The following is a 26,093-nucleotide window of genomic DNA, read 5'->3' as shown; positions in this document are numbered from 1 at the left end:
AGCAGCCAAAAGTGTCAGCGGTTTTGGCGCCCGCTACGCGCCAAAAGTCGCCTTGGAGTCAGCATGAAGAGCAAGATCTACGACAGCGCCGCGGCCGCCCTGGAGGGCGTCACCTTCGACGGCATGACGCTGATGTCCGGGGGCTTTGGCCTGTCGGGCAATCCCGAGACCCTGATCCCGGCCCTGAAGGACACCGGCGTGAAGGGCCTGACCGTGATCAGCAACAACTGCGGCGCCGACGGCTTCGGCCTGTGGATGCTGCTCAACAACGGCCAGATCAAGAAGATGGTCTCGTCCTACGTGGGCGAGAACAAGCTGTTCGAGCAGCTCTACCTGTCGGGCGAGCTGGAGTTGGAGCTGAACCCGCAGGGCACCCTGGCCGAGCGCATCCGCGCCGGCGGCGCCGGCATCCCGGCCTTCTACACCAAGACCGGCGTCGGCACGGTGGTGGCCGAAGGCAAGCCCGTCGAGGAGTTCGAGGGCGAGCTTTACGTCCGCGAGCGCTGGCTGCGGGCCGACCTGTCGATCGTGAAGGCGTGGAAGGCCGACCCGGAAGGCAACCTCGTCTTCCGCAAGACCGCCCGCAACTTCAACCCGGTGATGGCCACGGCCGGCAAGATCACCGTCGTCGAGGTCGAGGAGATCGTCGAGGCCGGCGCCCTGGAAGCCGACGGCATCCACACCCCCGGCATCTATGTCGACCGCATCGTGCTCTCGACCATCAACGAGAAGCGCATCGAGAAGCTCACGACCCGCCCCCGCGAGGAGAACGCGTAAATGGCCTGGACCCGCGATGAAATGGCCGCCCGCGCGGCCGCGGAGCTGCAGGACGGCTTCTACGTGAACCTGGGCATCGGCATCCCGACCCTGGTCGCCAACCACATCCCCGACGGCGTGCACGTCACCCTGCAGAGCGAAAACGGCATGCTCGGCATGGGGCCCTTCCCCTATCCGGACGAGGTCGATCCCGACCTGATCAACGCCGGCAAGCAGACCATCACCCAGCTGCCGACCTCCAGCTTCTTCGACAGCGCCCAGAGCTTCGCCATGATCCGCGGCGGCCATGTGGACCTCACGGTCCTGGGCGCCATGGAAGTGGCCCAGAACGGCGACATCGCCAACTGGACGATCCCGGGCAAGATGGTGAAGGGCATGGGCGGGGCCATGGACCTCGTCGCCGGCGTCAAGCGCGTCATCGTCGTCATGGACCACGCCAACAAGGCCGGCGAGAGCAAGGTGCTGGAGCGCTGCGCCCTGCCCCTGACCGGCGCGGGCTGCGTCGACATGGTCATCACCGACCTCTGCGTCTTCACCCTGGAGCGCGGCGCCGACGGCCAGAAGAGCCTGAAGCTGGTTGAACTGGCTCCAAACGTTCGTTTGGATGAGGTCAAGGCCAAGACCAAGGCCGCCTTCGACCCCGGAGCCTTCCAATGACGACCGCTTACATCTGCGACGCCATCCGCACCCCGTTCGGCCGCTACGGCGGCTCGCTGTCGAAGGTGCGGGCCGACGACCTGGCGGCCATCCCGCTGAAGGCCCTGATCGCCCGCAATCCCGGCCTCGACTGGGCCGCGGTGGACGAGGTGATCTACGGCTGCGCCAACCAGGCCGGCGAGGACAACCGCAACGTCGCCCGCATGGCCCTGCTGCTGGCGGGCCTGCCGGAAACCGTCCCGGGCGTCACCGTCAACCGCCTGTGCGCCTCGGGCCTGGAGGCGGTCGGTACGGCCGCCCGCGCCATTCTCGCCGGCCAAGCCGACCTCGTGATCGCCGGCGGCGTCGAGAGCATGAGCCGCGCGCCCTTCGTCATGGGCAAGGCCGACAGCGCCTTCTCGCGCGCCGCCAAGATCGAGGACACCACCATCGGCTGGCGCTTCGTCAATCCGGCCATGCAGAAGGCCTACGGCGTCGACTCCATGCCCGAGACGGCCGAGAACGTCGCCGCCGACTACGGCGTGACCCGCGCCGACCAGGACGCCTTCGCCCTGCGCAGCCAGCAGCGGGCCGCCGCCGCCATCAAGGCCGGCTTCTTCGACGGCGAGATCACGCCGGTCGAGATCCCCGGCAAGGCCGGCCCGACCATCGTCGACCGCGACGAGCATCCGCGCGAAACGACGCTGGAGACCCTGGCCAAGCTGAAGCCCGTCGTCCGTCCGGACGGCACGGTGACGGCCGGCAACGCCTCGGGTGTCAACGATGGCGCCGCCGCGATCATCCTGGCCTCGGAAGAGGCGGTGAAGCGCCACGGCCTGACCCCGCGCGCCCGCGTCGTCGGCTACGCCACCGCCGGCGTCGCCCCGCGCGTCATGGGCATCGGTCCGGTGCCCGCCACCCAGCGCCTGCTGGCCCGCACGGGTCTCACGATCGGCGACTTCGACGTCGTCGAGCTGAACGAGGCCTTCGCCGCTCAAGGCCTGGCGGTGCTGCGCGAGCTGGGCCTGCCCGACGACGGCGCCCACGTGAACCCCAATGGCGGCGCCATCGCCCTGGGCCACCCGCTGGGCGCCTCCGGCACGCGCCTGGCCCTGACGGCCCTGCGCCAGCTGGAAGCCACCGGCGGCAAGCGCGCCCTGGCCACCCTCTGCATCGGCGTGGGCCAAGGCGCGGCCCTCGCCATCGAACGTGTCTAAGAAAGACTAGGAGGTCCTCGTGACCCTGATCCTGCCCTATGCGCGGGAAGACGCCGGCCAGCCGCCGTCGTTGTTCCCCGGCTACGCCTCGACCGTGGCGCGCTCGCCGCGCCAACCACTGGTCAAGATCCCCCACACCCTGACCGAGACCACGGGTCCGGCCGGCCAGTGGGAGAACCTGATGGGCTCGTCGCTCGCCGACCTGACGGCCCAGCACAAGGGCACGCCGCAGGGCCAGCGCATCGTCGTCTCCGGCCGGGTGCTCGACGAGAACGGCCGCCCCGTGCCCAACACGGTGATGGAGATCTGGCAGGCCAACGCCGCCGGCCGCTACATCCACAAGAAGGACCAGTGGGACGCCCCGCTGGATCCCAACTTCACCGGCGCCGGCCGCGTCGTCACCGACAGCGAAGGCCGCTACCAGTACGTGACCATCCGTCCGGGCGCCTATCCGTGGGGCAACCACCACAACGCCTGGCGGCCCTCGCACATCCACCTGTCGCTGCTGGGCCCGGCCTTCGCCAGCCGCATCGTCACCCAGATGTACTTCCCCGACGATCCGCTGATCGAGATCGACCCGATCGCCAACGCCGTGCCCATGCCCTACCGCGACCGCATGGTCTCGCGCTTCGACATCGAGACCACCAAGCCCAACTGGGCGCTGGGCTATCTGTTCGACGTGGTGCTGCGCGGCCGCGACGCCACGCCTACCGAGGACGACCACCATGACGACTGAGCAGGTCAACCCGGCGCCCCGCCACGACAACCAGGACCCTGCCCTGTTCGGCCAGACCCCGTCGCAGACCGTCGGCCCGTTCTTCCACTACGGCCTGCCCTGGAAGGGCGGCGCCGACCTGGTCGGCCAGTCGGAGATGGGCGCGCGTCCGGAACTGTTCCCCGAGGAGCACTATGTGCTGAACCTGTCGCCGCCGCGCGGCGCGGTCAACGGCGAGGTCATCACCCTGGAAGGCGTGGTCTATGACGCCGACGGCAAGCCGATCCCGGACGCCATGATCGAGATCTGGCAGGCCAACGCCGCCGGCCGCTACGCCAGCCCCGACGACGACCGCGCCGAGATCCCGCTCGACGAGGGCTTCGTCGGCTTCGGCCGCGCCTCGACCGACGAGACCGGCCTCTACCGCTTCAAGACCGTGCGCCCCGGCGCCGTTCCCGGTCCCGGCAACAGTCTGCAGGCCCCGCACATCGCCGTCGGCGTGTTCGGCCGCGGCCTGATAAAGCGCCTGGTCACGCGGCTCTATTTCGAGGACGCCGCCCAGAACGCCGAGGACCCGATCCTGGCCCTCGTGCCGGCCGAGCGTCGCGACACCTTGATCGCCAAGCAGCAGGACGGAGCCTGGCGCTTCGACATCGTCTTGCAAGGCGAGCGCGAAACCGTCTTCTTCGACGTCTAGCCGCCCAGGAGTCGAACCCTTGCCATCCCTGATCCGCGATCGCGCGGCCTCGACGCCCGCCATGCTGGCGATCTTTGGCGACGAGGCCTTGCTGCGCGCGGCCCTGCGCTTCGAGGCGGGCCTGGCCCGGGCGCAGGCGGACGTCGGGTTGATCGATGCGAACGCGGCGGACTGCATCGCCGCCGCCTGCGCCGATCTTCCCGACGTCGAGCTTCTCGCCGAGGCGGCCGCCCACGCCGGCACCCTGGCCATCCCCCTGGTCAAGGACCTGCGCGGCCGCATCGCCGACCCGGCGATCGCCGCCCTGGTGCACAGGGGCGCCACCAGCCAGGACCTGGCCGACACCGCCCTGGTCCTCCAGGCCAAGGCCGGCACGGCGCTGATCGTCGAGGAGGCCCGGCGCCTCGCCGCCGGCCTCGCCCTCCTGACCAGGGCCCACGCCGCCACCCCGATGATCGGCCGCACCCTGTTGCAGGCGGCCCTGCCAATCACCTTCGGCCTGAAGACCTCGCAATGGCTGCTGGGCGTCGATGCGGCGCTAGCCCGCTTCGAGACCGAGGCCGCCAGCGCCCTGCAAGTGCAGCTCGGCGGCGCCACCGGCTCGCTGGCCGGCATGGACGGCAAGGCCCTGGCCGTCTCCGACCGCCTGGCTCAGATCCTCGACCTCGCCCCCGCCATCGCCCCCTGGCACGCGCGCCGCGAAGCGATCGCGGGTCTCGCCTCGGCCCTGGCCATACTGGGCGGCGCGGTTGGCAAGGTCGCCCGTGACCTCTCCCTGATGGCTCAGGGCGAGGTGGCCGAGGCCTTCGAGCCGCGCGTCGAAGGGCGCGGCGGCTCCTCGGCCATGGCCCACAAGCGCAACCCCACCGCCTGCCAGACGGCCCTGACGGCGGCGATCCGCGCCCCGCACCTGGCCGCCACCCTCGTCGCCGCCCTGCCCCAGCCGCACGAGCGCGACCTGGGCGGCTGGCAGGCCGAGGGTCCGGTGATCGCCGAGCTCTTCCAGCTGGCCCACGGCGCCCTGGCCGTCATGGCCCCGGTGATCGAGGGCCTGGAGGTCCATCCGGATCGCATGGCCGCCAACCTCGCCGCCGCCGGCGTCGGGGCCGACACCGGCGAGAGCCAGAGCATCGCTCTCAGGGCCCTCGCACACTACGAAAAGGACCGCTGATGGCCTTCGCCCAAGCCGCCGACGGCGCCCGCCTCTATTTCCGCCTCGACGGTGGGGCCGACAAGCCGGCCCTGGTGCTGCTGAACTCGATCGGCTGCGACATCGGCCTCTACGACGCCGCCGCCCCGCTGCTGCTGGCCGACTTCCGCCTGCTGCGGCTCGACACCCGCGGCCACGGCGCCTCTGACGCCCCGGTCGGCGACTACAGCCTGGACCTGCTGGCCGGCGACGTCCTGGCAGCCATGGACGCGGCCGGCGTCGAAAAGGCCGCCGTCGTCGGCACCTCGCTGGGCGGCATGATCGCGATGGAACTGGCCCTGAAGGCGCCCGCGCGCCTGACCGGCCTCGTCCTGGCCTGCACCTCGGCGGCCATGGACGCCGCCGCCTGGCAGGCGCGGATCGACACGGTTCGCGGCCAGGGCCTGGCCGCCATCGCCGACATGGCCCTGGGCCGGTTCTTCTCCGACGAGTTCCGCAGCCTGCATCCCGAACAGGTCGAGACCGTCCGCGCGGGCCTCTTGGCGACCAGCGCCGAGGGCTACGCCGCCTGCGGCGCGGCCATCCGCGACATGGACCTGCTCGAGCGCCTGCCGGCCGTCACCGTCCCCACCCTGGTGATCGGCGGGACCAAGGACGTCTCCACGCCCTTCGAAGGCCACGGCGATCGCATCGCCGCCGCCATCCCCGGCGCGGCGACCGCCCTGATCGACGCCGCCCACCTACCCTCGATCGAGGCCCCGACCGCCTTCGCCGGCGCCGTGCGCGCCTTCCTCGGCGCCGATCCGGCCGAGCGCGCGGCGAAAGACACGCTGTTCGAGGCTGGCCTGAAGAACCGCCGCAAGGTGCTGGGCGACGCCTGGGTCGACAAGTCCCTGGCCAAGCGCACGGCCTTCACCGCCGACTACCAGGCGATGATCACCCGCTACGCCTGGAACGAGATCTGGGGCCGCCCGGGCCTCGACCACAAGACCCGCCGGCTCCTCGTGCTCGCGATCTGCGCCTCCCTCGCCCGCTGGGAAGAGTTCCGCCTCCACGTTCGCGCCGGACTGGAGCAAGGCGGCTTCACCCAGGACGAACTCAAGGAAGTGCTGATGCAGACGGCGATCTATGCCGGCGTGCCGGCGGCGAACACGGCCTTCACCGAAGCGGCCAGCGTGATCGCGGAACTGGGGCTGTAGAAGACCCCCTCAGCCGGCTTCGCCGACAGCTCCCCCAGAGGGGGAGCATCTTCGCGGACTAGATCCTCCCCCTCTGGGGGAGGTGGCCCGGAGGGCCGGAGGGGGCCTTCCCCGGCGCTAGCTCTTCGGCGTCGCCGCCGCCCTGAACCGGTCCTTCATCTTCGCGACCCAGCCGTTGAACACCTCGTTCTCGGCCGTCACCCGCCCGAAGTCGGCGCTCGAACCGACGCTGTCCACGCCGGCCAGCGCCACGCGCAGGCCCTCGGGATTGCGCGCCGTGCCGATCAGGTTGGTGTAGCGCGTGCGCAGCCGCCCCAGCGACGCATCGTCGTCCGACAGGCTGAAGGCGACGGCGGCGCGCATCAGCTTGGCCTCGTCCGAGGGCGACAGGCCCGCCGGGTTCTTGAAGCGGTCGCCCAGGGCGGCCTCGTACAGCTTGCCGGCCAGCGGCCAGTTGCGCTGCTTCCAGGCGATGTCGCCGCGGATGTCCTGGGCGTCCTTGCCCTTGTCGCCCTCGATCACCTCGAGCGCGTCGTCGTAGCGGCCCAGGGTCATCAGGGCGCGGGCGGTGGCCAGGCGCCGCTCGCTGTTGAGGGCCGGCGGCAGGATCGTGGTGCGGGTGTTGTTGATCGCCGCCAGCGCGTCCTCGGGCTTGCGGTCCATCAGGTAGATCCAGGCCAGGTCCGTGGCCACCTGGGCCTTGGGCACGCCGTTCAGGCGGTTGTCGACCTGGTACTTCAGCAGCTTGGCCGCCTCGTCCAGCAGGTCGACGTCGACCAGCCGCCGCACGAGGTTGCGGACCATCTGGTCGCCGTCGTTCCCGATCGGCGTCAGGTCCTGGTAGTCGTAGAACAGCCCCACGGCCTGGATCGGCTGCATGCCGTCGGCCAGGCCGTCGAGGAACAGGGTGCGGAAGGCGCCGTAGAGGTCGTTCTGAAGCGCCACCGCCTGCGGCAGGTCGGGCAGCACCTTGTTGGCCGAGCGCAGCACTTCCAGCGCCTCGCGATAGCGGCCCTGGTCGATATAGAGCTTGCCCAGCGCCCGCACGACGTCCAGCTCGACCCCGTCGCCGCGCCAGCGGAAACGCAGCTGGTCCAGGGTCTTGGCGGCCTCGGCCGGCGAGATCTGGTTCTTTTCCAGCTTGATCCGGGTAGCGTGCAGGATGGCGGGCGTGGCGATGCGGTCGATCGGCGCCTTGCCGATCGCCTGGAACATCTTCAGCGCCTTGTCCTTACGGCCTTGCAGCTCGAAGGCCTTGGCCAGCGTCAGGCGCAGGATCAGCTGGTCGACGATCGGCACCTTGGGCAGCTTCAGGGCCTGGTTGACCAGACGCTCGGCGCCGATCCCGTCGCCGGTGGCCACCGCCGACTCCGCCTGGGCGCCCAGGAAGCGGGCCTGCCAGACGTTCGGGAACAGGTTCATCGCCTGGGCGCCGGCCGCGAACTTGTTGCGGGCGTCCACCCACTGGCCCTGCTTGTAGGCGACATAGCCGCGCCACAGGGCGCTGGACGGATCGTCCGACAGCACCGGCGAGGAGAAGTCGGCCTCGGCCTCGGCCCAGCGTCCGGCCATGGCCTTGGCCGCGCCGCGCAGGCCGCGGAACTCGGCGTCGCCCAGCAGGGTCTGCTGCTTGCGGGCGGCGGCGTTCAGCACGCCGATGGCCTCGAACGACAGCTTGGAGCCGACCAGGAAGCGGGCCAGGGCCATGCGGGCGGCGATGTCGCCCTGGCGGTCGGCCGGATCGACGGCGGCGATGGCGGCCTGCAAGGCGTCGTAGCGGGCCATGAAGCCGCCCGAACCGGTCTTCGGCCAGTTCTCCAGGTCGACGACCGCCGGCATGGCCGCCGGCTGCGGCGCGCCGGTGATCACTTCCTCGCCCGCGCTCGACGCCGAGGCCGGCGACAGCACCAGGCCCTTGGGCCGGCCGATGCGGACGATGTCGCCTTCGGTCAGCACCTGCAGGTCGCTGGCGAAGGCCTCGACCGCCAGGCCTTGGGCCGACGGCAGCAGGGCCATCTCGACATATTCGCGGCGCGACGGCAGGCCCTTGGACGGCGCCAGGGCCGGCACCACGGCCAGGCGGTCGCCGACGGCCGGATCATTGACCCACACCGGACGCCCCGCCCCGGCCAGATTGGCCGACAGGCTGGCGGGCGAAGCGGTCTCGTCGCGGGCGACCTTGATCGGATCGGGTTCGGGCTGCAGGCCGGCCCCCAGGGCCACGGTCCAGACGTTCCCCTGCCCTTCGGCATAGACCGGCACGCCGGGCTTGGCGACGATGCGCAGCGCCGAATAGTCGGGGCCGCGGAAGACCTGGATCTTGGTGTGGTTGGGGCCGGTCTGAGGCGTGCGGCCCAGCTCCAGGCGCACCGAGGCGTCGAACACCACCCACACGGCCTCGCCGCGCTTGAAGACGGCGGCGGCGGCGGGCGCGGCCCAGGTGGTGACGAACTGGGTCTGGCCGTCGGTCTTGCTGTAGTTCACCGCCACCACGCCGCTGGCGGGGGCGGGATTGGGCCGGCGCGGATCGCGCGGAACCGGAGTCGGGGCCGTCGGCGGCGCGCCCGGCGTCGCGGCTTGGGGCGGCTTGGCGAAGACGTTGACGAAATCGACGCCGTCGGCGCGGCCGACCCGCAGGTCGGCGTCGTCGGTCAGGGTCAGCACCAGTTCCAGAGCGCCGCCGGCGTGGCGGGCCTCGACCGTGCGGATCCAGCGCGGCGGCGCGATACGCAGGGCGGCGATGTTGGGATTGGCGTCGCGGCCGAAGCGCAGGATCGCCTGCTGGCCCTCGCGGCGCATCTTCATCGCCGGAGCGCGGCCGCTCCAGCGGAACTCCAGGCGCGAGAAGTCGGGAGCCTGGGCCGCGCGAACGACGAGGTCGCCCTGGGTAGCTTGAGCGGCGGCGGGACCGGCGGCCTGGACGGCGGGCGCGACGACGCCGGCGATGCAGATCGCCGCGACGCTCGCCCTCAACGCCCCCCGCAGGTTCATAAGCCCCCCTTGGCCTTTCCCTAGCCGGCTTTCTTCGGCGCGCCGGCGCCGGCCAGCGGCGGAGCCGCGGCGGCCTGCTGGCCACCGGCCGCGCCAGCCGGCGCGGCGGCGTTGTCGGCCACGGCGGCCTTGCCCTTGGCGATGGCGTCGCCCGAGAAGCGGGTGGCCAGGCGCTCGGTCAGCACCTTGGCGTCGCCCGGCGCCATGTTGGCCAGGATCATCGCCAGGGTGCGTTCCTTCATCTTGGCGGCGATCGGCAGACGCACGCTGTCGTCCAGCAGCGTCAGGCGGACGGCGGCGTCCTTGGGCTTCATGGCCGAGAACACGCTGACCATGCGGTCGACCTCGGCGGCCTTCTGCGAGTCCGCCTGCCCCAGCAGGTTCTGGATCTCGCCCTTCATGCCGTTGAGGTTCTTCATCTTGGCGTCGAGCTTGGCCTCGGCGGCGGCCAGCAGCTGCAGCTGCACGTCGATGTCCTGCTCGCGCTGGTCCAGCTGCCCGCGGCGCTGGCCCAGGCTCTGCAGCACGCGCAGCTCGGCCGGCGACAGGCCGGCTTCCTTGGCCAGATCCGTGGCCGACGGGGCGCAGATGCGCGGCGGGGCCGCGGTCGAAGCCTTGGCGGCGGCGTCAGCGCCCGCGCCGTCGGCCGAGGCGGCCTCTTCGCCCTTGGCGTCCTTCTTGTCGGTCTTGCCCACGCCTTCGGCGAACGCCTTGGCGCCGCCCAGCAGGTCGGGCATCGACTTGGCGCCGGCCAGGGCGTTGACGGCCAGGACGCCGACGACGGCGACGCCGACGATCGGCAGGATGCGAGGAACGTTCTTCATCGACGGTCTCTGAAAGGCGATCCGGGCCGCGACGAGGGGTCGGGGCCGTCGAACAGGTCATCATCCACCCGCGCCCGTGAACGGGGCGTTTCCCGCGAGGGATTAACGGGCGGATTAAGCGAGGAATTCGAAGGCGTCGCGGGACGCGAGGTCGCAGGGCCGTTCGTGCGGGCGCGGGCTTCGCGCTCCAGCATGGCTTCGAAGTCCTGCGCGCTCAGGCGGCGGCCGCCGGCGGGGCTCGGCGCGGGCGCCGGCTCGGGGGCCTGGGACGCGACGAAATCACGCGGATCACGGGCCGGGCGCTGGCCCAAGTCTTGGCGGGGTTCGCGCGTCTCGATCCGCGGAGCCGAAGCCGCGCGGGTCATGCGGTCGTCCAGCTGGGCGGCCAGGGCCTTGGCCTTCTCGATGCGGTCGGCCAGGTATTCGGAGGCCTCGTCGGTGGCCGCGCGCAGGTCGGCCAGACCCTGCTCGGCGCGCTGGGCGGCGTTGTCGAGATCGGCCACGGCCTTGGCGAAACCGTCCTGGGCGTCGCGCAGCGCCTTCAGCTTGCGCTCCAGGCGCCAGCCGAAGACCAGCGCCACCATCAGGAGCACCGCCAGAAAGACCTGCAGGGCGACCGCGACCAGGCTCATTTCAGCTTCTGAACCGCCTTCTTCGCCGCGGGCGTCAGCGGGGCGTCGGCCCGAATGGCGATGGAATGGTTACGACGGCCCATCCGGCCGCGCGTAAGCGGAATCGACCCCGCCCGCAACTCCACCAGACTGTCGGGCGTGGCGTTCAGCATCAACGTATCGCCGACCTGCAGGTTCAGCACCTTGGAAAGCGGCAGCTGCTGCTCGTCGAGCACCGCGCGCACCTCCATCTGGGTGGTCCAGAGTTCGGTGGCCAAGTGGCCTTCCCAGATGTTGTCGCGGCCAAACTTCTCACCCATGAACTGCTGCAGCAGCATCTTCCGGATGGGTTCCAGCGTGGCGTAGGGCAGCAGCAGTTCGATGCGGCCGCCACGGTCTTCCATGTCGATGCGCAGCTTCACCAGGATCGCGGCGTTGGCGGGCCGGGCGATGGCGGCGAAGCGCGGGTTCGTCTCCAGGCGGTCCAGGGTGAAGGCCACCGGATGCAGGGGCTCGAAGGCGGCCTTGGCGTCGTTCAGCACCACCTCGACCATCCGCTGCACCAGCACGCGTTCGATGGTCGTGTAGGGACGCCCCTCGATGCGCATGGCCGCGGTGCCGCGACGGCCGCCCAGCAGCACGTCGACGATCGAGTAGATCAGGTTGGAGTCGACCGTCAGCAGGCCGTAGTTGTCCAGTTCCTCGGCCCGGAACACCGCCAGGATGGCCGGCAGCGGGATCGAGTTCAGGTAGTCGCCGAAACGGATCGAGCTGATGTTGTCGAGGCTGACCTCGACGTTGTCGGACGTGAAGTTGCGCAGGGACGTCGTCATCAACCGCACCAGGCGGTCGAAGACGATTTCCAGCATCGGCAGGCGCTCGTAGGAGACCAGCGCCGAGTTGATGATCGCGCGGATGCCGGTGCGGTCGTCGGAGCCGTCGCCGGACAGGTCGAAGCCCAGCAGGCTGTCGATCTCGTCCTGGTTCAGGATGCGCTCGGCGCCCATGCCGTCGCCGCCGCCGTCGTCCCAGCCACTCATGCCGGCCATGCCGCCGCTGAAGTCGCCGAAGCTGTTCATCTCGCCACCGCCAGCGGCGTCGAAGGTCCCCGGAGGGTTCTCCGCGGCCCACTGGGCCATTGCGGCCTGATCGTCGATCTCGTCTGCCATGATGGTTCGCTTCAGCCAGGCCCCAGGGGACTAGTTGATCAGCATCTCCTCGATCAGGACGGCGTTCACTTTCGAAGGGGCGGCCACCAGGTTCACCCGGCGCAGCAGTTCCGAGCGCAGCTGGTAGCTGCCCTGGCTGCCGGCGAGGTCCTCGGGACGCAGCTCGCGCAGGAAGGTCTGGAACATGTCGGTCAGGCGCGGCAGGTTCGGCGTCAGTTCGTCGGCCGTCTCCTGGTCGGGCAGCTCGAAGGTCAGCTTCAGCTTCAGGAAGGTCGACTTGCCGTCGGCGGACTGCATGTTCACCACGATGTCCGGCAGGGTGTAGAACACCACGCCGTCGGGGCCTTCCTTGATGACCGGCGCGCCGGCGCCGCCGTCGGCCTTGGCGCCTTCGCCGCCCTCGCCGTGGCCGCCTTCCTTCTTCTCTTCCTTTTTCTTTTCCTTCTTCTCGCCATGCTCGCCGGCCGCGGCTTCGCCCTCGGCGGCCGGCTTCGGCTTCATCAGCAGGAAGGCCGTGGTCCCGCCGCCGATCAGCAGCACGAGCGCGCCGGCGGCCCCGGCGATCAGGATGATCGGCGGCTTCTTCTTGGCGGAAGCTTCACCCTCGACGGCGCCCTCTTCGCCTTCCGGGGCGGGAGCTTCCTTGGGCGGTTTCTTGGCCACGCGCGAGTTCCTTGAAAACTATGGGTCCTACTTGTGCGCGAGCATGGTTAACGATCTCTTTTGACGGCCATTTGGTCGCAGGCTGAATCTGCCCGGCGCATCCCCTCAAAGCGTCGCCGTTAACCACCCTCTTCGCTGATTTCATTGCGCTTTTCGAGTTGGCACGAGGATTGCTTGTAGGGTTTCGGCGCATTTGTCGCGCCAAACTGCGAGTTAATCGTCATGGACAACGCGCTGTATGTGGGCCTTTCGCGGCAGATGACGCTCCGTCGTGAGCTGGACATCGTCGCGAACAACATCGCCAACGCCAACACCACCGGCTTCAAGGTCGAGGACCTGATGGTCCGCACCGAGGCGGCCAAGCCCGCGCGCACCGCTGGCGGCCCCGCGCCGATCAAGTTCGTGATGGACGACGGCGTCGTGCGCGATTTCAAGCCCGGCGCCCTCAACCAGACGGGCGGCAGCCTCGACCTGGCCCTCGAGAACCAGGGGTTCTTCAAGGTCCAGACCGCCGAAGGCGAGCGCTACACCCGCGACGGCCGCTTCACGACCAACCCCGAAGGCGTGCTGACCACCCAGCAGGGCGCCCCGGTGCTCGACGACGGCGGCGGCCAGATCACCCTCGACCCGCAGCTGGGCGCCGTCACCATCGGCCGCGACGGCATCGTCAGCCAGGGCGCGGCCCGGGTCGGCAAGATCGGCGTCGCCCGCTTCTCCGACCTCTCCTCGCTGCGCAAGCAGGGCGACAACCTCTATCGCAACGCCGGAAACGAGACCCCGCAGTCGGCCACCGACGCGGTCATTCACCAAGGGATGCTGGAGGGGTCGAACGTCCAGCCCGTCCAGCAGATCACCAAGCTCATCGAGGTCAGCCGCGCCTACGAGAGCATCGCCAAGATGATGGACCAAACCGCCGAACTCTCGCGCTCCGCCGTCGAGCGTATGGGCAAGGTCCAGTAAGGGATTAACGACAGATGCAAGCGCTCCGCACCGCCACGACCGGCATGGCTGCACAGCAGCTGAACGTCGAGGTCATCTCGAACAACATCGCCAACATGAACACCATTGGCTACAAGCGCCAACGGGCCGAGTTCCAGGACCTGCTGTACCAGACGATCGAGCGCGCCGGCGCCCAGTCGTCGAGCGACGGCAACGTGGTCCCGACCGGCATTCAGATCGGCGGCGGCGTCAAGGCCGGCTCGGTCTACCGCATCACCGAGCAAGGCACCCCGACGGCCACCAACAACCAGCTGGACGTGGCCATTCAGGGCAAGGGCTACCTGCAGATCCTGATGCCCTCGGGCGAGACGGCCTACACCCGCGCCGGCAACTTCTCGACCAACGACCAGGGCCAGATCGTCACCGAGGACGGCTACACGGTGCAGCCCGGGATCACGATCCCGGAGAACGCCACGGCCATCACCATCGGCAAGACCGGCCTGGTGCAGGTCACGCTGGACGGCCAGGCCGACCCGCAGACCGTGGGCCAGATCGAGCTGGCCAACTTCATGAACGAAGGCGGCCTCGAGGCCATCGGCGACAACCTCTATCTGGAGACCGGCGCCTCGGGCGCGGCCAACGTCGCCGCCCCCGGCTCCACCGGCTTCGGCACCCTGCTGCAGAACTACACCGAAGCCTCGAACGTCGACGCGGTCAGCGAAATCACCTCCCTGATCGTCGCCCAGCGCGCCTACGAGATGAACTCCAAGGTCATCACCACGGCCGACCAGATGCTCCAGGCCACCTCGAACCTGAGGTCGTAAGCTCATGAAAAGCCTGCTCCTCGCCGCCGCCGCCCTGCTGATCGCCGCCCCGGCCGCCTTCGCCGGCCAGCCGGTCGACCTGCGCAACGACACCACCGACGCCGACGGCGTCGTCACCCTGGGCGAACTGTTCGAGGGCGCCGGCTCGGCCGGCGGCGTCGTGGTCGCCCGCCGCGCCGGCCCCAGCGTCGTGCTCGACGCCGCCCAGCTGCAGATGACCGCCCGCCGCAACGGCCTCGACTGGGCCAATCCCCAGGGCCTGCGCCGCGTCATCGTCCGCCAGGGCGTCGAGAACGGCGGCCAGCTGGCCGGCGCCGCCGGCGTCCAGCGCGGCAACGTGGAGGTTCTTGCCTATGCCCGCAGCCTCGCCGCCGGCGAGGTCGTGCAGCCCGCCGACCTGGTGTGGATCAAGGTCGCCGCCGCGCCCATGGATGCTCCCCGCGACGCCGACGCCATGATCGGCATGAGCGCCAAACGCCCGCTGCGCCAAGGCGCGGCCGCCGCCCTGCGCGACGTCTCCGCCGCCCAGGTCATCGCCAAGGGCGATGTTGTCGCAGTCACCTACGATTACGACGGCGTGGCCCTCACCTTGCAGGGCAAGGCCGTGACCGGTGCGGCCGTGGGCGAGACCCTCAGCATCCAGAACACCGCCAGCAAGAAGATCATCGAAGCGGTGGCCTCCGGCCCCGGTTCGGCCGTCGTCGGCCCTCAGGCGCAAGCCCTGAAGGCTCCCCGCAATTCCGTGCGCTACGCCGCCCGCTAAGAGAGCACAGAGATGTCCATGCGTCCCGCCTTCGTCGCCCTCGCCCTGCTCGCCCCGATCGCCGCCTGCTCCAGCGTCAAGGAGGCCGTGAAGGGCCCCGAGCTGGCCCCGGTCGGCTACCCCGCCTCGCTGGCTCCGATGACCCCCAGCTACGTCTCGGCCCGCGAACCGGCCCCGCAGGCCGCCTCGGCCAACTCGCTGTGGCGGGTCGGCGCCCGCGCCTTCTTCAACGACCAGCGCGCCAGCCGCGTCGGCGACATCGTCACCGTGCTGATCGAGATCGACGACAGCGCCAGCACCTCCAACACCAGCAAGTCCTCGCGCACCTCGTCGGGCACGGCGGGCCTGAGCAACTTCTTCGGCCTGGAGTCGAGCCTGGGCAAGGTTCTGCCGGGCGGTTTCGACCCGTCGAACGCCGTCAACAGCAACTCGGGCTTCTCCAACGCCGGCGCCGGCAGCGTCAGCCGCTCGGAAAAGATCAGCCTGACCATCGCCGCGGTCGTCTCGCAGGTCATGCCCAACGGCAACATGGTCATCCAGGGCACCCAGGAAGTGAAGACCAACAACGAGCTGCGCCAGCTGACGGTGGCCGGCATCGTGCGTCCGGAAGACATCTCCTCGGCCAACACGATCAAGCACACCCAGATCGCCGAAGCCCGCATCAGCTACGGCGGCCGCGGCGACATCAGCCGCGTGCAGAAGACCCCGGCCGGCCAGGCCCTGGTCGAGAAGTTCTCGCCGTTCTAAGCGCCTGAGAGCGGTTCCGGACAGGTCCGGCCGCTCGCGTACAAGCCCTTCCCGCTCGACCGCCTCAGGGTGGTCGGGTGGGATCGGCAGAAACCGCCTAGGCGGCGAAGCGTTCTCCTGACGAAGGAGATCCGCCGCCATGTCGTTCCGCCTGATCGCCGCCGCCCTGCTGACCGCCCTCGGGCTGGCCGGCTGCGCGCACGAGCGGGCGGCAAATTCCGCCTATGCCTGGGCCTATCTCAACGAGCCCGGCGAAGGTCCCAAGCTGGCCTACGGCCGCCCCTCCAGCGACGAGGTGCTGCTGATGCTGGCCTGCCCGACGGCGGGCGGGCCGGTCGAGGTCTCGGCCGGCGGAATCACGGGCGGCGCCATAGCGCTCGCCAGCCGCGACCAGACGTCGCGCCTGGCCGCGAAAACCGCCGACGACGGCGGAACCGGGCCCTTCCTGCTGGCCCGGACGAGCCCGCGCGACCCCGCGCTAGGCAATTTTCGCCGCACGGGCGATCTTTCAATCCTTAACGCCGGCAAGCGCCACAGCATCTCCGCCAGCGGGGACGAGCGCGGCCGCGTGAAGGCGTTCTTCGAGGCCTGCGGGGCTTAGACTGCCCCCCAAATTACCTTCTTCGCATGAGCTTCATTGGATAGCTCAGCATGAGAAGCTTCCAGCAGAGGCATCAACCCGCCGGCATTTTTCTCAACAAGCTCTCCAATGTGGAGACGCGGAAAGCGCTCCACATGCGGCCCCTCCTTGAGGCCGTAAATCGCGGCCTCGAGGAAGTAAGGTTCTCTTATATTGGGTATCGCGGCTGTTCCCCCTGCGTGTTCTGCATACGCGGGATGACCACACACCCGATTACGCAATACGCGAATAGGACCAAACACGGGGTCTTCATGGGGTTTTCCACCTTTGGCCGGTAGCTTTCCCACACGGGTACTAGAATGGATTATTAGGGCGGCATCCTGCTGGATAAAGAGCGCCTGAAGAAAGCCGTACGCGGCCAGTTTCCCCATACCCTGCTGAATGGGAAACCCTCGCCGCAACGATAAAATGGCTTCCTCCGCGTCCAAAATCGCGTCCGTCGCGCCATAAAATGCGTTCCGAACGGGCTCTGGACACATCCCAGGCCTATCCTCGTAGGAAGAGAATAGGCGATGAATACGAGTCCTTAGATCCCCGAGAATGCCCAGGCTCTTGGCGTGAACGTCTCCAAACCTAAAGACGTCTTCTCCAAGCAATTTAGGCCCGCCGCCCCGCGGCGCTGACATTGTCCATGCCCAGCGCCGACAGCGCCCCGTGCAGGATGCCTTCGGCGTCGAGACCGGCCTCGGCGTACATGACGTCGGGCTTGTCCTGGTCCTGGAACACGTCCGGAAGACCCAGCGTGCGGATCTTCAGGCCGCGATCAAGCGCGCCGTGCTGGGCCAGGGCCTGCAGCACGAAGGCGCCGAAGCCGCCCATGGCCCCCTCCTCCACCGTGACGATGGCCTCGTGCTCGCGCGCCAGGCGCAGCAGCAGGTCAAGGTCCAGCGGCTTGGCGAAGCGGGCGTCGCAGACCGTCGCGGAAAGACCACGCGCGGCCAGCAGGTCGGCCGCCTTCAGGCTTTCCGACAAACGCGTGCCGAACGAGACGATGGCGACGCTGGTCCCTTCGCGGACGATGCGGCCCTTGCCGATCTCCAGCGGCTCGGCGGGGCCGGCCGGCAGCTCCAGGCCCACGCCCTCGCCGCGCGGATAGCGGAAGGCGCTGGGGCGGTCGTCGATCTCGACGGCGGTGGCGACCATGCGGGCCAGCTCCAGCTCGTCGGCGGCGGCCATCAGCACCATGCCGGGCAGAGCCCCCATGAAGCCGATGTCGAACGAGCCGGCGTGCGTGGGGCCGTCGGCGCCCACCAGGCCCGCGCGGTCCATGGCGAAGCGCACCGGCAGGCGCTGGATCGCCACGTCGTGCACCACCTGGTCGTAGCCACGCTGCAGGAAGGTCGAATAGATCGCCGCGAACGGCTTCATGCCGTCGGCGGCCAGGCCCGCGGCGAAGGTCACCGCGTGCTGCTCGGCGATGCCGACGTCGAAGGTGCGGGTCGGAAAGGCCTTTTCGAAGATGTCCAGGCCCGTGCCCGAGGGCATGGCGGCGGTGATGGCGACGATCTTGTCGTCCTTTTCCGCCTGTTTCACCAGTTCCTGGGCGAACACCTTGGTGTAGCTGGGCGGGCCGGCGGCCGCCTTCTGCTGCTGGCCGGTGACGACGTCGAACTTGGCCACGGCGTGCAGCTTGTCGGCCGCGCCCTCGGCCGGGGCGTAGCCCTTGCCCTTCTGGGTGACGACGTGAACGAGGACCGGCTTTTCCTTGAATTCCCGGGCGTTCTTCAGCACCGAGACCAGGGCGTCCATGTCGTGGCCGTCGATCGGGCCGACATAGTGGAAGCCCAGCTCCTCGAAGAAGGTGCCGCCAGTGACCATGCCGCGGGCGTATTCCTCGGCCTTGCGGGCCGCGTCGCGGATCGGGGTCGGCAGCTTTTCCACCACCGTCTTGCCAAGCTTGCGCGCCTTGCGATAGGCGCCGCCCGAGACGAGGTTGGCCAGATAGGCGCTCATCCCGCCCACCGGCGGGGCGATCGACATGTCGTTGTCGTTGAGGATGACAGTCAGCTGGCGCGTGGCGTCGGTGGCGGCGTTCATCGCCTCATAGGCCATGCCCGCGCCCAGCGAGCCGTCGCCGATCACGGCCACGACGGCGTTGTCCTCGCCTTTCGCGTCGCGCGCGGCGCAGAAGCCCAGGGCCGCCGAAATCGAGGTGGCCGCGTGGGCCGCGCCGAACGGGTCGTACTGGCTCTCGGCCCGCTTGGTGAAGCCCGACAGGCCCCCGCCCTGGCGCAGCGTCTTGATGCGGTCGCGGCGGCCGGTGAGGATCTTGTGCGGATAGGCCTGGTGGCCGACGTCCCAGATCAGGATGTCCTTGGGCGTCTCGTAGACGTGGTGCAGGGCCACGGTCAGTTCGACCACGCCCAGGCCCGCGCCCAGGTGACCGCCGGTCGCGGAGACGGCGTCGATCGTCTCGGCCCGGACCTCCTGCGCCAGCTGCTTGAGTTCGGCGACCGACAGACCCCGCGTGTCGGCGGGCGAGGTGATCGAGTCGAGAAGAGGCGTTTGCGTCGGCATGTTCGTAGAAAGCGCGGTCAGTTGCGGCGGTCCAGCACGAAATCAACGCTGTCGCGCAGATGATCGGCCCTGTCGCCAAAGATATCGAGATGAGCCTTGGTCTGCGCGGCCAGAAGCTCGACGCGTTCCTTGGCGGCTTCGAGGCCCAGAAGGGTGACGTAGTTGGCCTTGCCCTTGACCGCGTCCTTGCCGCCCGCGGCCTTGCCCAGCAAGGCGACGTCGCCCTCGGCGTCGAGAATGTCGTCGACGATCTGGTAGGCCAGACCCAGGTCCTGGGCGAAGCCCATCAGGGCCGCGCGCTCGGCTTCCTTGGCCCGGCCGATGATCAGCGGGATCTCGAAGGCGAAGGCGATCAGGGCGCCGGTCTTCAGGCGCTGCATGCGCGCCACCGCGCCCAGGTCGTCGCGAACGCCCAAGAGGTCGATCATCTGGCCGCCGCACATGCCGCGCGCGCCCGAGGCGATGGCCAGCTTGCGCACCAGCTCCGAACGGACATGGCCGTCGTCGTGGGTGTCGGGGTGGGCCATGATCTCGAAGGCCGCCGTCTGCAGGGCGTCGCCCGCCAGGATCGCGGTCGCCTCGTCATATTGTACGTGCACGGTCGGGCGGCCGCGACGCATGTCGTCGTCGTCCATGGCCGGCAGGTCGTCGTGCACCAGGCTGTAGGCGTGGATGCACTCCAGCGCGCAGGCCGCCCGCAGCACCGGCCGCTCGGGCAGGTCGAACATCTTGCCGGTTTCCAGCGCGAAGAACGGCCGCAGGCGCTTGCCCGGACCCAGCGCCGCGTAGCGCATGGCCTCGGTCAGCCGGCTTTCGGGCCCGTCGGCGCGCGGCAGCAGCTCGTCGAGCGCCACGGTGACGATGTCGGCCGCCTGGGCGATGCGCTTGCCAAGGTCGCTCAAAACAGCTTTCCCCCGTTCGGCGCCGCGCGATCCACCGTCACGAGGACGACTTCGCCCTCGTCGTCGGGAAAGCCCAGGCAAAGGACCTCCGACATGAACGGGCCGATCTGGCGCGGCTTGAAGTTCACCACCGCCGCCACGCGGCGTCCGACCAGCTGGTCGATCGCGTAGTGGCGGGTCACCTGGGCCGACGAACGCTTGACGCCGATCGCGGGCCCGAAGTCGATCGTCAGCTTGTAGGACGGCTTGCGGGCTTCGGGAAAGGCCTGCGCCTGCGTGATCGTGCCGACGCGGATGTCCACGCGCTCGAAATCCTCGAACGCGATCGTCGGCGAGATCTTCGCGGCGGCCTGACCCATCAGGAGAACTCGGCCGGCTCGACGCCCGCGGCGCCGCCCTGGCCGAGCACGATCTTCTCGACCTTCAGGCGCGCGGCTTCCAGCTTCTTCTCGCAGTGGGCCTTCAGGGCCGCGCCGCGCTCGTAGATGTCGATCGACCGCTCCAGCGGCGCCTGGCCCGATTCCAACTCGGACACGATCTTCTCCAGCTCGGCCAGGGCCTGCTCGAAGCTCAGGGCCGAGAGATCATGCGCAGGGGAAGCGGCGTCGGTCATTTCTACTCCAGGGAGAAGCAGGCACCCTAGTTGGGCAGGCGCGTGCGGGCAACGGCTGTGAGGCTTCAGGAGCGCTCGAAACGCTTGACGCACCAGTATTGGAAGCCCTGGTCGAGCGTCTTCTTCAGGCCGCGCTTCTGCAGCGCCACGCCGATCATGGTGTTGAAGAAGCCATGGGCGACCAGCAGCACGTTCCTGCCGTCCTGCGACAGGGCGATCAGGGCGTCGGCGGCCGCGTCGGCGCGCACCTCGGCCTGCTTGCGGCTTTCCTGGCCCATGTGGTGATCGAAGAACCACCACCAGAAGCGCGAGAAGAAGCCCCACTTCTTGGGCGACAGCTTGATCCAGCTGGGCCAGGGCGGCGGCGGCAGCGGCGCTTCGATGAACATCGGATCGCGCGGGAAATCGCGCCCCCCGGCGATGGCCTGGGCGGTCTCGATCGAGCGGCGGCGGGTCGAGGAGATGATGACGTCGGCCTTGCGGGCGATGTCGAGCAGGCAGTCGGGCGGGGTCTGTCCGGCCAGCAGGCCGCCCTCCTCGTACAGCGCCCACCAGTCGCCATAGGCCTGGGCGCTGAAGTGGATCTTGCGCGACAAGGCGGGCTCGCCGTGGCGCGCCAGGACGATCGCCCCGTGTGGGCGGACCACGGGCGAGGCGGTCTGGTCGGCGGTCGGTGCGTCGGCCATTTTCCTCGACGGTCCGGCTCGCGCGAGGCGCGGCGCCGGGTCCCTATCCTTCCTGAAGCGCTCGAACATGCGCCTGGGCCGAACGGCCCAGCGCTTCGAGGTCGTACCCGCCCTCGAGCGAGGAGACAATACGCCCTCTGGCCCGACGGTTCGCGACGGCGACGATGGCCCGCGTCGCCCAGGCGAAGTCTTCGGCCTCAAGGCTTTGCTGCGCCAAGGGATCACGTAGGTGGGCGTCGAAACCGGCCGAGACCAGCACGAGGTCGGGGGCGAAGGCGTCGACCCGCGCCATCAGCCCGTCGAACGCCTTGCGCCAGGATTCGCGGGCCGCGCCGGGCGCCACCGTGGCGTTGACGATGTTGCCGACCCCGGTCTCCGACGGATCGCCGGTGCCGGGATAGAGCGGCGACTGGTGGATCGAGGCCACCATCACCGTCGGGTCGTTCTCGAACGCCGCCTGGCTGCCGTTGCCGTGATGGACGTCGAAATCGACGATCGCCACCCGTTGCAGGCCGCTGGCCTGGGCGACGCGGGCGGCCACCGCCACGTTGGAGAACACGCAGAACCCCATGGCCGTGCCCGGTTCGGCGTGATGGCCGGGCGGCCGCACGGCGCAGAAGGCCCGGCTCCCCTCCCCGCTCGCCACATGACGCACGGCCGCCGCCACCGCCCCGGCCGCCCGCCGCGCGGCGATCAGGCTGCCCGTGGACATCACCGTGTCGGGGTCGAGGGCGTGGATCCCCGCGTGCGGCGCGGCGGCGAAGATCGAATCGACGAAGGCGGCCGGATGGATGCGCAGCAGGTCAGCCGGATCGACCAGCGGCGCCTCGAACGGCTCCAGGTCGAGGCCGGCCTCGTCCTCCAGCGCGTCGATCACCGCCTTGAGACGCGCCGGGCTCTCCACATGGCCGGGCCCCGGCCGGTGGTCGAGCATGTCGGCATGGGTGAACAGCGAGACGGCCATGGAACGAGGTTATGCCGGATGAGGCGCGGGAGCCAAGCGGGGCCGGATTCTCGTCCCCTCTCTCTTAGAGAGAGGGAGGGGCCCGCCGCGAAGCGGTGGGAGGGTGAGTGGTTTCGCCGCCCACAGGAAAATCCCAATTCCTCTGCTTGAGACCGCAGGAAAGCCGCTCTCATGCTTTTGCATGGACAGGACCGCCTACGCCCGCCGCCTTCGCCAAAGCCAGACCTTGGCGGAGAAGACTCTGTGGGCGCTCGTCCGCAACCGCCGCCTCGCCGGCTTCAAGTTCATGCGGCAGATTGCGATCGACCGCTATTTCGCGGACTTCGTCTGCGAGGCGGGCAAGCTCATCGTGGAGCTCGACGGCGCGGCTCATGACGGTCGTGAGGTCTATGACGATCATCGTACCGACACGCTGGAGCGGATTGGGTACGTGGTTCTCAGATTCCCCAATGAACGGGTCTTGGCGGACCCCGGCGGGACCGCCGCCGATATCCTGGCCGCGCTCCGATCGGAGAGGTCGTAACCACTCACCCTCCCACGCCTTCGGCGTGGGCCCCTCCCTCTCTCTAAGAGAGAGGGGATCGCGGCATTGGCCCCTCCTAAACCCCCGCCTTCGCCGCCGGCCGCGCGTTCATCTCGTCCAGCCAGCGCTTGACGTTGACCAGCGCCGGATCCGGCCGGAACCGCACCATCCGGGCGAAGTCGATACCCGTCACCGCCAGGATGTCGGCGATGGTCACCCGGTCGCCGGCGATGAACGGGCTGTCGGCCAGGCGGCGGTCCAGCACCTTGATGCCCTTCTCGGCGGCGGCGCGGTTGTTGGCGGCCACTTCGGGGACCTGGGTCTCGATCGCGGCCAGGGCCGGATGGCTGTGGCGCACGGTCAGCATCAGGGGCGTGGCCACCAGCATCTCGGCCCGCCTGGCCCACATCTCGATGATCGCCGTCTCGCGCGGATCGGCGCCGAACAGGTTCGGCTCGGGATAGACGCTTTCCAGATAGCGGCAGATGGCCACCGACTCGGTGATCGTGGTCCCGTCGTCCATCTCCAGCGCGGGCACGTTGGGCAGGCCGGCCCTGGCCATGTAGTCGGGCGTGCGGTGCTGGCCGGAGAAGATATCGACCTCGACGATCTCGACGTCCTCGATCCCCTTCTCGGCCATGAACCACCGCACCCGGCGCGGATTGGGCGCGCGACGGCTGTCATAGAGCTTCAACGAAAAATCCTCCCGGTTTTGGCCGGGAGGATCGTTCGTTTTCGTAGCGGAAGGAAAGAGCCTTACAGCCCGAACAGCGCCCGCGGCATAAGGCCGATCAGCGAACCGGTCAGGCAGGTGGCCAGGAAGCCGGCCAGCATGGCCTTCCACACCAGGCTCAGCACTTCCTGGCGACGCTGGGGCACCAGCACCGAGAAGCCGGCGACGTTCATGCCGACCGAGCCGATGTTGGCGAAGCCGCACAGCGCATAGGTCATGATCATCCGCGAGCGCTCGTCGAGCGTGGCCGCGCCGGTCTTGGCCATCTGGATGAAGGCGGTGAACTCGGTGAGGATCAGCTTGGTGCCCAGCAGGCCGCCGGCGGCGCCGGCTTCCTTCCAGGGAATGCCCATCGACCAGGCCAGCGGCGAGAACACCACGCCCAGGCCGCGCGTCAGGCTCAGCGGCTGACCGCCGATGGCCGGCAGCATGGCCAGGAACTTGTCGAGCATGGTGGCCAGGGCCACAAACACGATCAGGGTCGCGCCGACGTTCAGCGCGATCTGCAGGCCGTCGGTGGTGCCCTTCATCACGGCGTCGATCGAGCTGCCGTAGGTCTTGTCCTCGGTGGCCAGATCGAGATCGCCGCCCTTTTCCAGCGGATCCGACGGCACGACGATGCGGGCCAGCAGCACGCCGGCCGGGGCCGAGATGATCGAGGCGGTCAGCACGTGGGCCGCGGCGTTGGGCAGCACGTCGGCCAGGATGGTGGCGTAGGCCACCATGGTCGAGCCGCTGACGCAGGCCATGCCGACCGTGATCAGCATGAAGAGTTCCGAGCGGCTCAGCTTGTCGAGATAGGCGCGGATGAAGATCGGGCCTTCGATCTGGCCCATGAAGATGGTGGCGGCGGTGGCCAGGGCCGGCGGGCCGCGCAGGCCCAGGGTCTTCTGGAACACGAAGCCGAAGCCTTGGGCGGCCCACTTCAGGATCTTCCAGTGCCACAGCAGCGCCGACAGGGCGCAGACCACCAGGATCACCGGCATCACGCGGAAGGCGAAGATGAAGCCCGCGCCCGGATTGCTCACCGGATAGGGCTGGTCGCCGCCGGCCAGGAAGCCGAACACGAAGGCCGTGCCGGCCTGGGTGGAGGCGCCGAGGCCCTCGACCGCGCCGTTGACGCCGCGCAGCATCTGCTGGGCCTGAGGCAGGCCGAACAGGAGCACCACCAGGCCGACCTGGATGATCAGGGCGCCGACGGCCAGCACCCACGGGAAGCGCTTGCGGTTTTCGGAGACGAGCCAGCAGAGGCCCAGGGTGAGCGCCAGGCCGGCGAGGGCCTGGACGTTCTCAGGACGGAAAAGCAACGGCAGAACCTTGAATTATGTAGCGACGCCCCCGCGACGCCGACCAAGGGGCCAGTTTGTCCAACACAAGCGCGTCCGGCGCAAGCGGCTTGCTTAACCTTTGGCGTCGCGGGCGCCGGCGCCTCTCGGGCGAACAATCACCGCCGAATTGCAGTCACGTCCGCTCTCCCTTCCCGTTGGCGGATGGGGGAAGGGTCGGGGATGGGGGTGACGCGGCGGTTCAGCCGGCAAGGCCCGAGCCACCCCCACCCAACCCTCCCCCATCGAGGGGGAGGGCTTCAGTCCGATCAGGCGGCGATGTTCACCGACTGGGTCGAGGTCGAGCTGCTGGAGCTGTCGTCGCTGGCGGTGCTGGTGGTCATCGCATCGGCCAGCTGCTGAAGCAGCTTCTGCATCATCTCGGACGCCAGGTTCGAGCTGGACAAGGTGTCCATCACGCTGGAAGCGCTGTCGGAGCTCGGATCCAGCAGGCTGGAGAATTCCGTGCTCGACAGGCTGCCGTCGCCGTCGCTGTCGGCCGCCGAGATCAGGCTGGAGGCGGCGGAGGCCGCGTCGCTGCTGTCGGTGTCGGCCGCGGCCAGTTCAGCAGCCGAGACGGTGCCGTCCTGGTTGGTGTCGAGGGCGTCGAACACCTGGCTGGCCGCGGCTGCGCCGCCGGCGCCGCCACCACCGCCGCCGCCTTCACCACCGCCCGCGCTATCGCTCGGTGGAGGTCCGGGCGGCGGACCGCCCATCGGGCCCGCGCCGCCCGAAGCCTGGGCCAGGGCCGCGAACTCGTCGCCCGACAGCGTGCCGTCGCCGTCGCTGTCGCCGTCCGAGATCAGGCTCTCGACGGCCGACGACACGTCGTCCGACTCGCCGAGCGCGCTGCTCAGGGCCGTGGTCAGCTCGTCGCTCGACAGGGTTCCGTCGGCGTCGGTGTCGAGGGATTCGAAGATCCCCTGCCCGCCGCCCATTCCCCCCATCTGGCTCGCGCCGCCTTCCTGCATGGAAAGCAGCGAGCCGAGGGTTTCGGAGCTGAAACTTTCGCCGCTGGAGCCTTGCGAGCTCATGGCCGGCGGGGGCGGCGGCGGGGGTGAACCGCTGCCGACCTGCATTTCTTGCCCAGTGGACGAGCCACTGGACGACGACGTGGCGCTGGCCGCGGACGTCGTTGAGGAGCTGCGCATCGACTGCAGCAGCTGCTGCATGATCGAAGAACTGCTCAGGCTGGAAACGCTCAAGGCGATTTCTCCTGGTGCCGGTGGACGCGCACGAAGCGCGAGAAACGCGCGCCCTTGCCCCGG

28 protein-coding genes are annotated in these 26,093 nt (G+C 69.4%); 13 read left to right on the top strand and 15 right to left on the bottom strand.

Translation table 11 applies throughout. The annotated features are described in order from the left end of the window. Positions 1 to 63: 63 nt before the first annotated feature. The 7 genes from AC1RRS_RS23100 to pcaDC are packed head-to-tail and all read left to right on the top strand — an operon-like array spanning position 64 to position 6,391. Positions 64 to 777 carry a CoA transferase subunit A gene (locus tag AC1RRS_RS23100; protein ID WP_492857220.1) on the top strand — a complete coding sequence of 238 codons (714 nt, stop codon included), beginning with the start codon at positions 64 to 66 and terminating at the stop codon, positions 775 to 777. Beyond that, complete coding sequence (locus AC1RRS_RS23095) at positions 778 to 1,434, top strand: CoA transferase subunit B (protein ID WP_492857219.1); 657 nt, start codon at positions 778 to 780, stop codon at positions 1,432 to 1,434. Then, positions 1,431 to 2,630, top strand: coding sequence for a 3-oxoadipyl-CoA thiolase (gene pcaF / locus AC1RRS_RS23090; RefSeq protein WP_492857218.1), 1,200 nt, complete (start codon positions 1,431 to 1,433; stop codon positions 2,628 to 2,630). The genes AC1RRS_RS23095 and pcaF overlap by 4 nt, the downstream gene beginning before the upstream one ends. 25 nt (positions 2,631 to 2,655) lie before the next feature. Continuing rightward, a complete protein-coding gene (gene pcaH, locus AC1RRS_RS23085) occupies positions 2,656 to 3,366 on the top strand; it encodes a protocatechuate 3,4-dioxygenase subunit beta (protein WP_110120650.1) in 711 nt (236 codons plus the stop codon). Continuing rightward, a complete protein-coding gene (gene pcaG / locus AC1RRS_RS23080) occupies positions 3,356 to 4,042 on the top strand; it encodes a protocatechuate 3,4-dioxygenase subunit alpha (RefSeq protein WP_492857217.1) in 687 nt (228 codons plus the stop codon). The genes pcaH and pcaG overlap by 11 nt, the downstream gene beginning before the upstream one ends. Positions 4,043 to 4,061: 19 nt before the next feature. Beyond that, a complete protein-coding gene (gene pcaB, locus AC1RRS_RS23075) occupies positions 4,062 to 5,213 on the top strand; it encodes a 3-carboxy-cis,cis-muconate cycloisomerase (RefSeq protein WP_492857216.1) in 1,152 nt (383 codons plus the stop codon). Continuing rightward, positions 5,213 to 6,391: a bifunctional 3-oxoadipate enol-lactonase/4-carboxymuconolactone decarboxylase PcaDC gene (pcaDC, locus tag AC1RRS_RS23070; RefSeq protein WP_492857215.1), complete on the top strand. Its 1,179-nt coding sequence runs from the start codon at positions 5,213 to 5,215 to the stop codon at positions 6,389 to 6,391. The genes pcaB and pcaDC overlap by 1 nt, the downstream gene beginning before the upstream one ends. A gap of 117 nt (positions 6,392 to 6,508) precedes the next feature. Here pcaDC and AC1RRS_RS23065 read toward each other — a convergent pair whose 3' ends face one another. Genes AC1RRS_RS23065 through fliL form a run of 5 tightly spaced genes read right to left on the bottom strand, consistent with a single transcriptional unit; the run spans position 6,509 to position 12,649 of the window. Further along, positions 6,509 to 9,382: a tetratricopeptide repeat protein gene (locus AC1RRS_RS23065; protein ID WP_492857214.1), complete on the bottom strand. Its 2,874-nt coding sequence runs from the start codon at positions 9,380 to 9,382 to the stop codon at positions 6,509 to 6,511. 20 nt (positions 9,383 to 9,402) lie between these two features. Next, complete coding sequence (locus tag AC1RRS_RS23060) at positions 9,403 to 10,206, bottom strand: MotE family protein (protein ID WP_487289726.1); 804 nt, start codon at positions 10,204 to 10,206, stop codon at positions 9,403 to 9,405. Beyond that, positions 10,203 to 10,838: a DUF6468 domain-containing protein gene (locus AC1RRS_RS23055; RefSeq protein WP_492857213.1), complete on the bottom strand. Its 636-nt coding sequence runs from the start codon at positions 10,836 to 10,838 to the stop codon at positions 10,203 to 10,205. The genes AC1RRS_RS23060 and AC1RRS_RS23055 overlap by 4 nt, the downstream gene beginning before the upstream one ends. Continuing rightward, complete coding sequence (gene fliM / locus AC1RRS_RS23050; protein ID WP_487289722.1) at positions 10,835 to 11,986, bottom strand: flagellar motor switch protein FliM; 1,152 nt, start codon at positions 11,984 to 11,986, stop codon at positions 10,835 to 10,837. Before fliM ends, AC1RRS_RS23055 begins: the two co-directional genes overlap by 4 nt. Positions 11,987 to 12,016: 30 nt before the next feature. Further along, complete coding sequence (fliL, locus tag AC1RRS_RS23045; RefSeq protein ID WP_110120639.1) at positions 12,017 to 12,649, bottom strand: flagellar basal body-associated protein FliL; 633 nt, start codon at positions 12,647 to 12,649, stop codon at positions 12,017 to 12,019. 222 nt (positions 12,650 to 12,871) lie between these two features. Here fliL and flgF point away from each other — a divergent pair, with 222 nt between their 5' ends. The 5 genes from flgF (at position 12,872) to AC1RRS_RS23020 (ending at position 16,523) form a co-directional block, all read left to right on the top strand. Beyond that, positions 12,872 to 13,609 (top strand): flagellar basal-body rod protein FlgF, encoded by a 738-nt coding sequence (flgF, locus tag AC1RRS_RS23040; RefSeq protein WP_110120638.1) that lies wholly within the window; start codon positions 12,872 to 12,874, stop codon positions 13,607 to 13,609. Between the two features lie 14 nt (positions 13,610 to 13,623). Further along, positions 13,624 to 14,412, top strand: coding sequence for a flagellar basal-body rod protein FlgG (gene flgG, locus AC1RRS_RS23035; protein ID WP_110120637.1), 789 nt, complete (start codon positions 13,624 to 13,626; stop codon positions 14,410 to 14,412). Positions 14,413 to 14,416: 4 nt separating this feature from the next. After that, positions 14,417 to 15,175, top strand: coding sequence for a flagellar basal body P-ring formation chaperone FlgA (flgA, locus tag AC1RRS_RS23030; RefSeq protein ID WP_492857212.1), 759 nt, complete (start codon positions 14,417 to 14,419; stop codon positions 15,173 to 15,175). Between the two features lie 18 nt (positions 15,176 to 15,193). Beyond that, the gene (gene flgH / locus AC1RRS_RS23025) at positions 15,194 to 15,922 is read left to right on the top strand and encodes a flagellar basal body L-ring protein FlgH (protein WP_492857276.1); all 729 of its coding nucleotides are present in this window, start codon (positions 15,194 to 15,196) and stop codon (positions 15,920 to 15,922) included. A gap of 139 nt (positions 15,923 to 16,061) precedes the next feature. Continuing rightward, on the top strand, positions 16,062 to 16,523 hold the full coding sequence (locus AC1RRS_RS23020) for a hypothetical protein (protein WP_492857211.1): 462 nt from the start codon (positions 16,062 to 16,064) through the stop codon (positions 16,521 to 16,523). Here AC1RRS_RS23020 and AC1RRS_RS23015 read toward each other — a convergent pair. The 7 genes from AC1RRS_RS23015 to AC1RRS_RS22985 all read right to left on the bottom strand — a co-directional run bounded on the left by AC1RRS_RS23015 (position 16,520) and on the right by AC1RRS_RS22985 (position 22,244). Beyond that, the gene (locus AC1RRS_RS23015) at positions 16,520 to 17,041 is read right to left on the bottom strand and encodes a hypothetical protein (RefSeq protein ID WP_492857209.1); all 522 of its coding nucleotides are present in this window, start codon (positions 17,039 to 17,041) and stop codon (positions 16,520 to 16,522) included. The two genes, AC1RRS_RS23020 and AC1RRS_RS23015, sit on opposite strands and share 4 nt — an antisense overlap. 118 nt (positions 17,042 to 17,159) lie before the next feature. Continuing rightward, on the bottom strand, positions 17,160 to 19,079 hold the full coding sequence (gene dxs, locus AC1RRS_RS23010) for a 1-deoxy-D-xylulose-5-phosphate synthase (RefSeq protein WP_492857207.1): 1,920 nt from the start codon (positions 19,077 to 19,079) through the stop codon (positions 17,160 to 17,162). A gap of 17 nt (positions 19,080 to 19,096) precedes the next feature. Then, on the bottom strand, positions 19,097 to 19,981 hold the full coding sequence (locus tag AC1RRS_RS23005; RefSeq protein ID WP_110120631.1) for a polyprenyl synthetase family protein: 885 nt from the start codon (positions 19,979 to 19,981) through the stop codon (positions 19,097 to 19,099). Next, positions 19,978 to 20,340, bottom strand: a complete 363-nt coding sequence (locus AC1RRS_RS23000) for a tRNA-binding protein (protein ID WP_110120630.1) — start codon at positions 20,338 to 20,340, stop codon at positions 19,978 to 19,980. The genes AC1RRS_RS23005 and AC1RRS_RS23000 overlap by 4 nt, the downstream gene beginning before the upstream one ends. Then, a complete protein-coding gene (locus AC1RRS_RS22995; protein WP_109099095.1) occupies positions 20,340 to 20,594 on the bottom strand; it encodes an exodeoxyribonuclease VII small subunit in 255 nt (84 codons plus the stop codon). Before AC1RRS_RS22995 ends, AC1RRS_RS23000 begins: the two co-directional genes overlap by 1 nt. A gap of 65 nt (positions 20,595 to 20,659) precedes the next feature. Beyond that, positions 20,660 to 21,280, bottom strand: coding sequence for a phosphoglycerate mutase family protein (locus AC1RRS_RS22990; RefSeq protein WP_492857205.1), 621 nt, complete (start codon positions 21,278 to 21,280; stop codon positions 20,660 to 20,662). Positions 21,281 to 21,323: 43 nt separating this feature from the next. Continuing rightward, positions 21,324 to 22,244, bottom strand: coding sequence for a histone deacetylase family protein (locus AC1RRS_RS22985; RefSeq protein ID WP_492857204.1), 921 nt, complete (start codon positions 22,242 to 22,244; stop codon positions 21,324 to 21,326). 181 nt (positions 22,245 to 22,425) lie between these two features. On the opposite strand from AC1RRS_RS22985, the gene AC1RRS_RS22980 reads away from it, so the two are divergent. After that, positions 22,426 to 22,767, top strand: coding sequence for an endonuclease domain-containing protein (locus AC1RRS_RS22980; RefSeq protein WP_492857202.1), 342 nt, complete (start codon positions 22,426 to 22,428; stop codon positions 22,765 to 22,767). 76 nt (positions 22,768 to 22,843) lie between these two features. On the opposite strand, the gene AC1RRS_RS22975 is transcribed toward AC1RRS_RS22980, so the two are convergent. From AC1RRS_RS22975 to AC1RRS_RS22965, 3 genes are all read right to left on the bottom strand, one after another. After that, a complete protein-coding gene (locus AC1RRS_RS22975; RefSeq protein ID WP_492857201.1) occupies positions 22,844 to 23,461 on the bottom strand; it encodes a glutathione S-transferase family protein in 618 nt (205 codons plus the stop codon). A gap of 62 nt (positions 23,462 to 23,523) precedes the next feature. Further along, positions 23,524 to 24,807 (bottom strand): NupC/NupG family nucleoside CNT transporter, encoded by a 1,284-nt coding sequence (locus tag AC1RRS_RS22970; RefSeq protein ID WP_110120624.1) that lies wholly within the window; start codon positions 24,805 to 24,807, stop codon positions 23,524 to 23,526. Positions 24,808 to 25,094: 287 nt separating this feature from the next. Then, on the bottom strand, positions 25,095 to 26,030 hold the full coding sequence (locus AC1RRS_RS22965) for an EF-hand domain-containing protein (protein WP_492857199.1): 936 nt from the start codon (positions 26,028 to 26,030) through the stop codon (positions 25,095 to 25,097). Between the last annotated feature and the right edge of the window lie 63 nt (positions 26,031 to 26,093).

Source organism: Caulobacter sp. GW821-FHT12A07 (assembly GCF_058807655.1).
Note: the sequence above shows the minus strand (reverse complement) of the source record. Positions and strands in the feature narration are given on the sequence as shown.

Bases quoted from the DNA above. Each gene is read 5' to 3' on its own strand.
- AC1RRS_RS23100 (WP_492857220.1), top strand. From the start codon at position 64: ATGAAGAGCAAGATCTACGACAGCGCCGCGGCCGCCCTGGAGGGCGTC.
- AC1RRS_RS23095 (WP_492857219.1), top strand. From the start codon at position 778: ATGGCCTGGACCCGCGATGAAATGGCCGCCCGCGCGGCCGCGGAGCTG.
- pcaF (WP_492857218.1), top strand. From the start codon at position 1,431: ATGACGACCGCTTACATCTGCGACGCCATCCGCACCCCGTTCGGCCGC.
- pcaG (WP_492857217.1), top strand. From the start codon at position 3,356: ATGACGACTGAGCAGGTCAACCCGGCGCCCCGCCACGACAACCAGGAC.
- pcaDC (WP_492857215.1), top strand. From the start codon at position 5,213: ATGGCCTTCGCCCAAGCCGCCGACGGCGCCCGCCTCTATTTCCGCCTC.
- AC1RRS_RS23065 (WP_492857214.1), bottom strand. From the start codon at position 9,382: ATGAACCTGCGGGGGGCGTTGAGGGCGAGCGTCGCGGCGATCTGCATC.
- AC1RRS_RS23060 (WP_487289726.1), bottom strand. From the start codon at position 10,206: ATGAAGAACGTTCCTCGCATCCTGCCGATCGTCGGCGTCGCCGTCGTC.
- AC1RRS_RS23055 (WP_492857213.1), bottom strand. From the start codon at position 10,838: ATGAGCCTGGTCGCGGTCGCCCTGCAGGTCTTTCTGGCGGTGCTCCTG.
- fliM (WP_487289722.1), bottom strand. From the start codon at position 11,986: ATGGCAGACGAGATCGACGATCAGGCCGCAATGGCCCAGTGGGCCGCG.
- flgF (WP_110120638.1), top strand. From the start codon at position 12,872: ATGGACAACGCGCTGTATGTGGGCCTTTCGCGGCAGATGACGCTCCGT.
- flgG (WP_110120637.1), top strand. From the start codon at position 13,624: ATGCAAGCGCTCCGCACCGCCACGACCGGCATGGCTGCACAGCAGCTG.
- flgA (WP_492857212.1), top strand. From the start codon at position 14,417: ATGAAAAGCCTGCTCCTCGCCGCCGCCGCCCTGCTGATCGCCGCCCCG.
- flgH (WP_492857276.1), top strand. From the start codon at position 15,194: ATGCGTCCCGCCTTCGTCGCCCTCGCCCTGCTCGCCCCGATCGCCGCC.
- AC1RRS_RS23020 (WP_492857211.1), top strand. From the start codon at position 16,062: ATGTCGTTCCGCCTGATCGCCGCCGCCCTGCTGACCGCCCTCGGGCTG.
- AC1RRS_RS23015 (WP_492857209.1), bottom strand. From the start codon at position 17,041: ATGTGTCCAGAGCCCGTTCGGAACGCATTTTATGGCGCGACGGACGCG.
- dxs (WP_492857207.1), bottom strand. From the start codon at position 19,079: ATGCCGACGCAAACGCCTCTTCTCGACTCGATCACCTCGCCCGCCGAC.
- AC1RRS_RS23000 (WP_110120630.1), bottom strand. From the start codon at position 20,340: ATGGGTCAGGCCGCCGCGAAGATCTCGCCGACGATCGCGTTCGAGGAT.
- AC1RRS_RS22995 (WP_109099095.1), bottom strand. From the start codon at position 20,594: ATGACCGACGCCGCTTCCCCTGCGCATGATCTCTCGGCCCTGAGCTTC.
- AC1RRS_RS22990 (WP_492857205.1), bottom strand. From the start codon at position 21,280: ATGGCCGACGCACCGACCGCCGACCAGACCGCCTCGCCCGTGGTCCGC.
- AC1RRS_RS22985 (WP_492857204.1), bottom strand. From the start codon at position 22,244: ATGGCCGTCTCGCTGTTCACCCATGCCGACATGCTCGACCACCGGCCG.
- AC1RRS_RS22980 (WP_492857202.1), top strand. From the start codon at position 22,426: ATGGACAGGACCGCCTACGCCCGCCGCCTTCGCCAAAGCCAGACCTTG.